This is a genomic window from Saccharothrix stipae (assembly GCF_054781895.1).
The window spans coordinates 44,520-55,152 of the sequence record NZ_BAAGTN010000013.1; the positions used below are offsets into that span (position 1 = coordinate 44,520).

Sequence of the window (10,633 nt, forward strand, 5' to 3'; positions counted from 1 at the left end):
CACCGTAACCACGGGGGATGACGCCGGTCTGCTCAAGCTTGCGCACCGCCTCAGGAGGTGGCGCCCACGCCCCTCGGCGTCAGTTGCCCCTGCCACGCCGCGACCCGCGCGCTCAAGCCCTCCTCCTCGATGATCACCGCGCCGTCGTGGCCGCGACGGATGAGACCTTCCTCGTGGAACGACTTGAGGAAGTAGCCGACGCGCGAGCGGGTCGTGCCCACCATCGCGGACAGCTCCTCGTGGGTGATCTTCTCCTCCAACCGCAGCCCGGCCGGACATCGCCGACCCAGCTTGCGGCCGAGGTGCAGCAGCACGGCCGCCAGCCGTTGCTTGCAGTCCATCGTGACCAGGTACGTGATCATCTGCTGCTGCTCGGCCAGCCTGCCCGCGAGGTGCCCGAACAACGCCTCGGACAGGCCCTCGTGGGCCAGCAGGGACCGGAAGGCCAGGCACGGGATCTCGCGCGCGACCACCACCGTCATGGCCGTGGTGGTCTCCGCGCGCGACTCGGAAATGAGGCACAACTCGCCGAACACGTCACCGGGCCCGTGGATGCTCAGCAGGCACTGCTTGCCGCCCTCGGAGAACCTGGTCGCCTTCACCCGACCCTGCTCCACCAGGTAGACACAATCGTCCTGATCGCCCCAGTTGTAGACGTGCTCATTCTTCTCGAAAACACGGACGGTAGTCTTGATCACATCATCGGCGATGGCGGATCGCAGTTTGTCGGCTAAATTACCCATACCAAATCCCGGCATCACGCCGATCCCCCCAGAGGTCCAGAGTTGGCGAGCTCCAGTATGCGCGGCACCGCGTGATCAACCCCCGCACTGACCACGCCGTCGGAGCCGGTGCCGGTGCTTTGCCGCTGCCCAACTTTACACAGAACGTGACACTTCTCGGCACCCGAACATTTTTCCCTCCAAAGGAGTATCAACAGCCGGATCCGTCACCTGGAGTGACCCCTGGCCTGCGCCGTTCCGGGTAAGGTTCGACCGTTCGACGGGTTCGACACCGGGCCGGAGCGTGACCGGCAGTTCCGGTTCCAGAGGGAGTGGAATGGTCGGACACCCGCGTCCACACCCTCGCCACGACCCGCTCCGCCCCGGCGGCGGGACCACCGATCGGTGCAAAGCGGATATTTCCTGCGGGCATGAAGAATCCTGCGCGGGGCATTGATTACCGGTATCGCAATTCACCGGGCAGGGGTTGCCCGCAGCGGGTGCGCCCGGCCGCGGGACGACCGGCGGGACAAGCCGGGCGCCGGTCCCGGCGGGTCGGGAAACCGAGCGTCCGCGGCCTCGGTTACCCACAGGTACCGGCGACCACCCGGCCGGCCGTACCGCTCGTCCGCATGAGCAACAGGAAAGAAGACCCCGTACACGCGGCTGGTCATGCTGTTGCCGTCACATCGTGAGCTTCGGTCCCGCGTCGGAAGGGTGCACCATGGCTGAGAGCAGTCCCACGACCATGAGTCCGGAACAGGCCCCCGCCGGGGTGAACCCCGCGGCGCCGCACGTGCCGCGGATCCTGGACTACCTGCTCGGCGGCACGGCGAACTTCGAGATCGACCGCGTGGTCGCGGAGCAGGCGTTCGCGGGCTGGCCGGGCGAGGTCGGCGGGGTCGACGGCGTGCGCGTCGACATCAAGGAGGCGCGCGACTCGCTCGTGCGCATCGTGCGCCACATGGCCGAGGAGGGCGGTATCCGCCAGTTCCTCGACTTCGCCTCCGGTCTGCCGACCGAGAACAACACGCACGAGGCGGTGCGCGCGGTGTCCCCCGACTGCCGTGTCGTGTACGTCGACAACGACCCGCAGGTGGTCGCCCACGCCCACTACCTGCTCGCGTCCGAAGAGGAGGGCAAGACCGTCTTCCTCGAAGGCGACTTCCGCGACCCGCAGGACGTCCTGCGCCGGGCCGCGGCCACGCTCGACTTCAGCCAACCGGTCGGGATCGTCCTCTACGGGATGCTCCACTTCATGGAGGACTCCGACGGTCCTCACCGGATCTTCGCCGAACTGCTGGCCGCCGTGCCCTCCGGCAGCTACATCGCCGTGTCCCACTTCGCCAAGGACGACGAGGACACCGCGATGAACGCGACGCTGGACGCGATGGACAAGCAGATGGGCGAGGCCGTGGTGCGCCGGACCCGGGGCGAGGTCGAGGAGTTCTTCGCCGGCATGGACATCGTCGAGCCCGGTGTGGTGGGCACCCACGAGTGGCGCCCCACCGACACCAGTGGTCCCAAGCCGCTGCCCATGTGGGTCGGCGTCGCACGCAAGCGTTGACAGGCGCCGAGTGCTTCGGTCGCCGAGGCCGGCGGGGAGCCGGCGATGTGGGCTTTACGCACAGCTGATCGACGGGGGCCGGAACTAGAAGGAACGCACATGCGGGGATCGGATTCCGTTGTTGACGACATCGTCGTGGGGGCGGGCAGCGCAGGCGCCGCGCTGGCCGCCCGCCTGAGCGAGGATCCGGGCCGACGGGTGGTCCTGGTCGAAGCCGGGCCCCACTACCCGGCGACCGGGACCACCCCTGAGGACATCCTCGACGCCAACACCATGTCGCTGGTCCACCACGGTTGGGGGTTGTCCGCACGGGTCAGCCGCGACCGGGAGGTCAGGTTCCCCCAGGGCAAGGTCACCGGCGGCTCCTCGGCGGTGGGGAACACCGTCGCCATCCGGGGTACCCCGGAGGACTACGACGAGTGGGCCAAGGCGGGCAACCCGCTGTGGTCCTGGGAGCACGTGCTGCCGCACTTCCGCGCCCTGGAGGACGATTTGGACTTCGGCGACCGGGACCACCACGGCGTGGGTGGCCCGGTGCCGATCCGCCGCTGGCGCCCCGAGGAACTGACGCCGGTGCAGCAGGTGTTCTTCGACGAGTGCCTCGCGGCCGGCCACGCGTACGCGGAGGACCACAACGACCCCTGTTCCACCGGCGTCGGGCCCATCCCGTCGAACCGGCGCGACGCCCGGGTCCGCGTCTCCACCGCGATGTCGTACCTGTGGCCCGCGGAGCAGCGCCCGAACCTCACGATCCTGGCCGACACCTCGGTCGACCGGGTCGTGTTCGAGGGCTCGCGCGCGGTCGGCATCGTCGCGTCGGTCGCCGGTGGCACGTACGAGACCATCAAGGCGAAGCGGGTGATCCTGGCCGCGGGCACCGTCGGCTCGCCCGCGATCCTGCTGCGCTCGGGGATCGGACCGGCGGACGACCTGCGCTCCCTCGGCGTCCCCGTGGTCGCCGACCTCCCCGGGGTGGGCGCCGAGCTGACCGACCAGCCGCGCATCGGCGTGTTCATGACGCCCAAGCCGGGCAACGAGAACACCGGCAAGTCGACCGGGCAGATCGTGCTCCGCACCACGGGCGACCGGTTCAACGACCTGTACTACGCCATGGTCAACCGCTTCGACCTGACCCACCACTTCCCCGAACTGCGGCACGACGTCGGCGCCGCGACGGTGTTCGGCGTGATGGTCGTGCTGCGCAAGCAGTTCTCGCGCGGCCGGGTCACGCTCGCCTCCACCGACCCGCGCACCGCACCCGGTGTCGACCTCGGCTACCTCTCCGACGAACGGGACTACAAGCTGTTCGCGGACGGCCTGCGGGGCTGCTGGGAGTTGATGCGCTCGCCGAAGATCGCGGACAAGGGCGAGCGGATCGTCGGTGTCGACGAACGGGTCATGGACGACGAGGAACTGCTGCGCGGCTACATCGATCGCGCGGTCGACACCACTTACAACGCGGTGGGCACCGCGCGGATGGGGCCCGAGGACGATCCCGGCGCGGTCGTCGACCAGCACTGCGCGGTGCACGGCGTGGAGAACCTCTACGTCGCGGACGCGTCGACGATGCCGAACATGGTGTGCGCCAACACGAACCTCACGGTTGTCATGATCGGCGAACGCCTGGCCGCGATGCTGCGAGACTCGACGTGAACCGGCCGACCGGGAGGCGCGGCCGGACCGGATGACGAATCCGGAAGACGGAAACCCTTTCTGAACGCACCGGAGGACAACAGATGTGCGGAATTACCGGCTGGGTCTCGTACGACCGTGACCTCAATCACGAGCGGGAGACCCTGGACGCCATGACGCAGACGATGGCGTGTCGGGGCCCGGACGCCTCCGGCACGTGGGTCGACCGGCACGCCGCCCTCGGCCACCGCAGGCTCGCGATCATCGACCTGTCCGGCGGCGTGCAACCGATGACGGTGCGCACGCCGAACGGCGACGTGACGCTCGTCTACAGCGGCGAGGCCTACAACTACGTCGAGCTGCGCGACGAGCTGGTCAAGCAGGGCGAGCGGTTCACCACGTCGAGTGACACCGAGGTGGTGCTGCGCGGCTACCTGCGCTGGGGCGAGGCGCTGGCCGAGCGGCTCAACGGCATGTTCGCGTTCGCCATCTGGGACGCGCGCGACCGCAAGCTGGTGATGGTCCGGGACCGCCTCGGCATCAAGCCGCTCTTCTACTACCGCACGCCCGACGGCGTGATGTTCGGCTCGGAGCAGAAGGCGATCCTGGCCAACCGGTTCGCCAAGCGGGTGGTCGACATGGACGGTCTGCGCGAGACGATGGCGTTCGCCATGACGCCGGGTCACGCGGTCTGGCAGGACCTGCACCAGGTCGAGCCCGGCACCGTGGTCACGGTCGACGCCGACGGCCTGCGGGTGCGCACCTACTGGAAGCTGGAGTCCAAGCCGCACACCGACGACCAGGAGACCACCGTCGCGCACGTCCGCGACCTGCTCGACGACATCGTGCGCCGGCAGCTGGTCGCGGACGTGCCGCGCGGCGTGCTGCTGTCGGGCGGCATCGACTCCGGCACGCTCACCGCGTTCGCCGCCGCGCACCTGGGCGACGAGCAGGTGCGGACGTTCGCGGTCGACTTCATGGGCCAGGCCGAGAACTTCGTGCCGGACGAGCTGCGCGACACCCCGGACACGCCCTACATCCAGGACGTGGTGAAGCACGTCGGGACCGACCACACCGACATCGTGCTCAACCCGAAGGAACTGGCCGACCCCGAGGTCCGCAAGGCCGCGCTCACCGCGCGCGACGCGCCGATGAGCCTGGGCGACATGGACTTCTCGCTGTACCTGCTGTTCAAGGCGATCCGGGAACGGACGACGGTCGCCCTGTCCGGCGAGTCGGCGGACGAGGTCTTCGGCGGCTACCGGCACATGCACGACCCAGGCATCCAGAGCGCCCGGGCGTTGCCGTGGATCGCGGTCAACGCGGGCCCGATGGCCACCGACACCAGCGGCCTGCACCCGGCGCTGGCGGCGGAGCTGAAGCTGGACGAGTACCGCCAGGACGCCTACGACCGGGCGGCGGCGGAGGTCGACCGGCTCGACTCGGACAACGACGCCGACCACCGCATGCGCACCATGCTCTACCTGCACATCACCCGGTTCATGCGGTTCCTGCTCGACCGCAAGGACCGGTTGAGCATGGCGGTCGGGCTGGAGGTCCGGGTGCCGTTCACCGACCACCGGCTCGTCGACTACGTCTACAACACCCCTTGGGCGTTGAAGACCTACGACGGCCGGGAGAAGAGCCTGCTGCGCGGCGCGGTCGCGCACATGCTGCCGGAGTCGGTCGCCTGGCGGCCGAAGAGCCCCTACCCCTCCACCCAGGACCCGTTCTACGTCCGGGAACTGCAGTTGCAGGCGAAGGAACTGCTGACGCACCGGAGCCACGACGTGTTCGAGCTGATCGACCGGAGCTGGCTCGACGGCGCGACCGGGCAGGACCCGACCGCGGTGGACCGGTTGACCCGGCTCTCCCTGGAGCGGACCCTCGACCTGGCCATGTGGCTGGACGTCTACAAGCCCGAGTTCAAGCTGTCCTGACAAGCCTTCGAGCCACCGCCGACACGGCGGGGACTCCCCGAGAGCGGCCGCGGCCGCGGGAGTCCTCGCCGTGTCGGCGTCTCGGTGTCCTTGACGCCGTTGGGCCTTGGTGTCCTTGACGCCATGGGGTTTTCGGCGCGGACGTCGACTCGTGGCGTCCACGCGCCGACGCGCGCAGGCACACCGCGCGAGCGGCACCCACCTCGGCCACGACGAAGGGGCTGGGTGTCGTCACCGTGGCGACGACACCCAGCCCCTTCGTCCGTTCTACCGCTTCCTTCGACCTACGACTTCCCGCAGGTCGGGAAAGGCCGGATATCAGCCCTTCTCGGCGGCCAGCTCACCCTCGGGAGCGACGCCCGCCGGCGGAGCACCGTGCACGCGGGCCATCGCGGCGCGAGCCGCGGCCAGGCCCGGCGACACCAGCGCCGCGATCACACCGAGACCGGACAGCACGGCCGGGACCATGATCGCGTCGCTGAAGTTGTCGACGAAGACCTCGGACGAGGCGTACTCGTTGCCCTGGGCGAACACCGTCGCGATCAGGCCGACGCCGAACACGCCACCGACCTGCTGCATCATGGTGCTCATGCCCGACGCGATGCCCATCTGGGGCGGCGGGACCGCGCTGAGCACCGAGCCGGCGACCGTCGGGAACACCAGCGAGATGCCGATACCGCTGACCAGCAGCGCGAGACCGATCATGGGGTAACCCATGCCCGGCTCCGCGATGAGGCCGATCCACAGCATGCCGATGCCCGAGAGCAGCAGGCCGACCACCATGAACGGCCGGTTGCCGTACTTCTCGGACAGCGAGCCCGCCATCGGGGAGACGACCATCGCGGTCGCCATCCACGGCAGCAGCATCAGACCGGCGATCAGGGGGCTGTGGCCCAGACCCGTGATGAGGAACTGCGCCATCAGGAACTCCGCGCCGAACAGCGCGGCGAACATGAAGAAGTTCACCAGCACACCGGCCGAGAACGCACGACCGCGGAACAGACTCACGTGGAACATCGGGTTGCGGCGACGCGCCTCGTACGCGAGGAAGATCGCGAGGACCACGACGCCGCCGATGATCGAGCCGAGGACCTCGAAGCTGCCCCAGCCGGCGTGGCTGCCCTTGATCAGGCCCCAGGTGAGGCCGAACAGGCCGACGCTGGACAGCACCACGCCACCGAAGTCGAGGTTCCCGTCCGGGCCCTTGCTCTCGGTCAGCTTCATCAGGGACAGCGGGATCAGCACGATGCCGATCGGGACGTTCAGCCAGAAGATCCACTCCCAGCTCAGGCCCTGGACCACGGCGCCACCGACGACCGGGCCGAACGCCACGGCCGCGCCACCGACGGCGGCCCAGAGGCCGATCGCGGCGCCGCGCTTCTCCCGCGGGAACGCCTCGCTGATCAGCGTGAGGCTGAGCGGCATCAGGATCGCCGCACCGATGCCCTGGCCGATGCGGGCCACGATCAGCACCGTGACGTCCGGGGACAGGGCGGCCACGACCGAGAACACGGTGAAGATGGCGAGGCCGAGGGCGTAGATGCGCACGCGACCGAAGCGGTCACCTAGAGCGGCGCCGAACAACAGGAGACAGGCGAGTGCGAGGGTGAAGCCGTTGACGATCCATTCCAAGTCGCCAAGGTTTGCGTTCAGGCTTTCCCTCAGGGCCGGCAGTGCGGTCGTCACGACCAGCCCGTCCAAGGCAGCCATGAACAAACCGAGCGACGCGAGCGCGATCGTCCAACCCTTGTGGGGGCTGGGACCCACCGCTGACGCGGCTGGGTTCATGTCGATCCTCCAACTTAACTTCGGGGGGGTTTTGCGCAGTGAGACACGCCGCTAAGACACGCCTGTGACACTGCCTGATCCCGATCGTTGCATCGCAAGACCAACACCCACTACTTCAATCGTGCGGTACTCGATGGTGTCACCCGAAGGCTTCTCACGACTACTTCAATCGTGCTCTCTGCGGAGGTTCGCGGAATAACCGCTGGTCGGACGACGCTTGGACGTCGGTTCCGGTCGACCTCCCGGCGAAGAGGAGCGCAACACCCGATCGGACGTACCAAACGCCGAATATAGTCACTCTGTGTGTGCAGCAATTGGGGAGATGCGTGAACGGGCGGCTTGGTGGAGCCTTCCAGGTGAGTCCGACATCCGGTAGGGGAGAGACATGTCAACTGTGGTAGTCCCGTCCCGGGAAGAGCTGGTAAGGCGGGTGTCCGAGATCGCGCCGACGCTTCGGGCAAACGTCGAGTGGTCGACGGAGCACCGCAGGCTGCACGAGGAGACGGTCAAGGCGCTGACCGACGCGGGCGTGTTCCGGATGCGGGTCCCGCGCAGTCACGGCGGGTACGAGAGCGACGCCCGCACCATGGTCGAGGTCGCCGACGCGATCGCCCAGGCCGACGGGTCGGCCGCGTGGGTGGTGGCGTGCTCCTGGATCTCCACCTGGGGCATCGGCCTGTTCCCCGACGAGATCCAGGACGAGGTGTTCGGGAACCCCGACGTGCAGGTCTGCACGACCATCGGACCCGGCTCCGCGACCGCCGTCCCGGTCGACGGCGGCATCCTGGTCAACGGCACCTGGCCGTGCATCAGCGGCGCGATGAGCGGCCAGTACCAGCAGATCGTCGCGATCGTGCTGCCGCCCGACGGCGAGCCCTACCCGGTGATGAGCCCGGTCAAGCTGTCCGACCTGGAGATCAGCGACGACTGGTACACCAACGGCTTCCGCGGCACCGAGAGCGTCGGCGTGACCGCGAAGGACCTGTTCATCCCGACCGAGCGCACGCTCCCCGCCTACATGGTGGCCACCAGCCAGTCGGTCTCCAAGGTCAACGCCGGCCGGGAGATCTACCAGCCGCCGTTCATCTCCGCGTCCGCGGCGTCGATCGTCGGCATCTCCGTCGGCATGGCCAAGGCGGTCCGCGACCTCTTCTTCGAGCGGCTGCCCGGCCGCAAGCTCACCTACACCGAGTACGCGGCCCAGAGCGAGGCCCCGGTGACCCACCTGCGGGTCGCGGAGGCGGTCATGAAGATCGACGAGGCCGAGTTCCACGCCCAGCGGATCGCCACCACGGTGGACTCCAAGGCCGCCTCCGGCGAGGAGTGGACGATGCTCGAACGCGCCCGCTGCCGGGCGGACGTGGGCGCGGCCTTCCGGCTCGCCAAGGAGGCGGCCGACATCTTCGCCGCCAACAGCGGCGGCTCCTCGGCCTACACCAGGGTTCCGATCCAGCGCATCATCAACGACATGCAGACCCACGGCCTGCACGCGCTGATGGTTCCCGACGTCAACGCCGAGATCTACGGTCGCGTGCTGGTCGGGCTGGAGCCCAACACCAACTACATCTGATCGACACCGGCTGTTCACCTCCAACGGGACGCACCGGTGCGGACCAACTGTCCTACCGCACCGGTGGCCGACCGATCGAGTGATTGCGAACGTTCGGCTCCGCGCGACTCATCCGGACGGTGGTGATTGACCCACACGTTTCCCGTTAGCGTGCTACGGTGCTAGTGCGATATCGGGTACGCGCGCGGAGTTCCGCAGTCCCGGCGCAGTTGAGTTATCAATCGCACCACCTGTTGGTGTTTAGGAGCGTTAGATGGAACGAACGTCAGTCAACCCCTGGTCCTGGGCCGGTCCGTTGGGATTCGACCAGGCCCAGATCATCGAGGGCTACCGCAGGCAGCTCATTTGCAGCGGCCAGGACTCGGTGGATGCCGACGGAACCCCGGTGCACCCCGGCGACATGGCGGCTCAGCTGACCTTAGCTCTCGACAACCTGGAGGCTGTCCTCTCGGGTGCCGACATGACCCTCGGCAACGTCGTGCGGCTGACCGTGTACAGCACGGACGTCGACGAGCTGATCAAGAACTGGGGACAGCTCACCGACCGCTTCGGCAAGTCCAACAGCCGCTTCACGACGTCCGTGGTCGGCGTCGAGCGCTTGGCGGCGCCCGGACTGCTGGTTCTGCTCGAGGCCAACGCGTACGACTAGCATCGCGTTTGTCTTGACGTACCACCGGTTCTGGCCCCACCGTGATCGTTTCGGTGGGGCCAGAACCGGCAGAACGCACAGTCGCCCGTTCCGGACGGACGACCGGTCACCGCACCGACCCCCGCGGCTCCACGACCGGGTGAGTGATGTGCTCGGCGGCGGTGGCACCCGCGAGTCCCGTGTGGACGTTCGTGGTGGCGCACCCGACCGCGGCCGCGCGACCGGCGCGCCCGCCGGGGGTCGACGGGTGCGGGACAGCTCGGCGAAGTCGGCCGGATCGCCCGTGACAAACGGGCGATGACGAGGCAGACTCGATATTGACGATTGACGTTCGACGACAGCCGGATAAGACGACAGCCGGATAAAGCGGCACGACGCCTTTCCGGCGCTCCGCGGTTCTTTGTTCGACAATTCGACGGTAACGCCGTCCCGGCGTGGGCGGACCGCGCGGGTGGGCCGGGCCCAGCCCACCCGCGCGGTTGAGGCGGTCGCTCAGTCCAACAGGACTTGTGCGCCGCCCTCACGTTCCGCTCGGGCGGGCTGGGGGGTGCCACGGCGGAGCGGAACGCAGAATCGGGACAGAATCCGAGTTCTGGGGGAAATGTCCGGCGACCCGGCCTCACTGACCCTGGCCACCAGCACTCCTCGGAATTCTGTCCGCGTTGACGTCGTTGACTCGTAACCCTACTCACAGCTAGTCCTAGAAAGCAACTGAGAAGGTCGGATTTCGTACTAACGAGGGTTAGGGTGGAAGTCATGGCGACC

7 protein-coding genes are annotated in these 10,633 nt (G+C 68.2%); 5 read left to right on the top strand and 2 right to left on the bottom strand.

Translation table 11 applies throughout. The annotated features are described in order from the left end of the window. Positions 1 to 50 precede the first annotated feature (50 nt). Positions 51 to 698, bottom strand: coding sequence for a Crp/Fnr family transcriptional regulator (locus ACYVLT_RS27340; protein ID WP_461123080.1), 648 nt, complete (start codon positions 696 to 698; stop codon positions 51 to 53). A 748-nt stretch (positions 699 to 1,446) separates the two neighbouring features. Here ACYVLT_RS27340 and ACYVLT_RS27345 point away from each other — a divergent pair. From ACYVLT_RS27345 to asnB, 3 genes are all read left to right on the top strand, one after another. Further along, the gene (locus ACYVLT_RS27345; protein WP_461123081.1) at positions 1,447 to 2,289 is read left to right on the top strand and encodes an SAM-dependent methyltransferase; all 843 of its coding nucleotides are present in this window, start codon (positions 1,447 to 1,449) and stop codon (positions 2,287 to 2,289) included. 99 nt (positions 2,290 to 2,388) lie between these two features. Then, a complete protein-coding gene (locus tag ACYVLT_RS27350) occupies positions 2,389 to 3,942 on the top strand; it encodes a GMC family oxidoreductase (protein ID WP_461123082.1) in 1,554 nt (517 codons plus the stop codon). 83 nt (positions 3,943 to 4,025) lie between these two features. Beyond that, positions 4,026 to 5,861 (top strand): asparagine synthase (glutamine-hydrolyzing), encoded by a 1,836-nt coding sequence (gene asnB, locus ACYVLT_RS27355; RefSeq protein ID WP_461123083.1) that lies wholly within the window; start codon positions 4,026 to 4,028, stop codon positions 5,859 to 5,861. A gap of 318 nt (positions 5,862 to 6,179) precedes the next feature. Here the strand turns inward: asnB and ACYVLT_RS27360 are convergent, their stop codons facing one another. After that, positions 6,180 to 7,649, bottom strand: a complete 1,470-nt coding sequence (locus tag ACYVLT_RS27360; RefSeq protein ID WP_461123084.1) for an MFS transporter — start codon at positions 7,647 to 7,649, stop codon at positions 6,180 to 6,182. A gap of 385 nt (positions 7,650 to 8,034) precedes the next feature. Between ACYVLT_RS27360 and ACYVLT_RS27365 the strand changes: the two genes are divergently transcribed. Together ACYVLT_RS27365 and ACYVLT_RS27370 are read left to right on the top strand one after the other, a co-directional pair. Continuing rightward, positions 8,035 to 9,219 carry an acyl-CoA dehydrogenase family protein gene (locus ACYVLT_RS27365; protein WP_461123085.1) on the top strand — a complete coding sequence of 395 codons (1,185 nt, stop codon included), beginning with the start codon at positions 8,035 to 8,037 and terminating at the stop codon, positions 9,217 to 9,219. A 253-nt stretch (positions 9,220 to 9,472) separates the two neighbouring features. Next, entirely contained in the window at positions 9,473 to 9,868 is a 396-nt protein-coding gene (locus ACYVLT_RS27370; RefSeq protein ID WP_461123086.1) for a RidA family protein, read from the top strand. The last annotated feature ends 765 nt before the right edge of the window (positions 9,869 to 10,633 follow it).

Bases quoted from the DNA above. Each gene is read 5' to 3' on its own strand.
- ACYVLT_RS27365 (WP_461123085.1), top strand. From the start codon at position 8,035: ATGTCAACTGTGGTAGTCCCGTCCCGGGAAGAGCTGGTAAGGCGGGTG.
- ACYVLT_RS27350 (WP_461123082.1), top strand. From the start codon at position 2,389: ATGCGGGGATCGGATTCCGTTGTTGACGACATCGTCGTGGGGGCGGGC.
- ACYVLT_RS27345 (WP_461123081.1), top strand. From the start codon at position 1,447: ATGGCTGAGAGCAGTCCCACGACCATGAGTCCGGAACAGGCCCCCGCC.
- asnB (WP_461123083.1), top strand. From the start codon at position 4,026: ATGTGCGGAATTACCGGCTGGGTCTCGTACGACCGTGACCTCAATCAC.
- ACYVLT_RS27360 (WP_461123084.1), bottom strand. From the start codon at position 7,649: ATGAACCCAGCCGCGTCAGCGGTGGGTCCCAGCCCCCACAAGGGTTGG.
- ACYVLT_RS27370 (WP_461123086.1), top strand. From the start codon at position 9,473: ATGGAACGAACGTCAGTCAACCCCTGGTCCTGGGCCGGTCCGTTGGGA.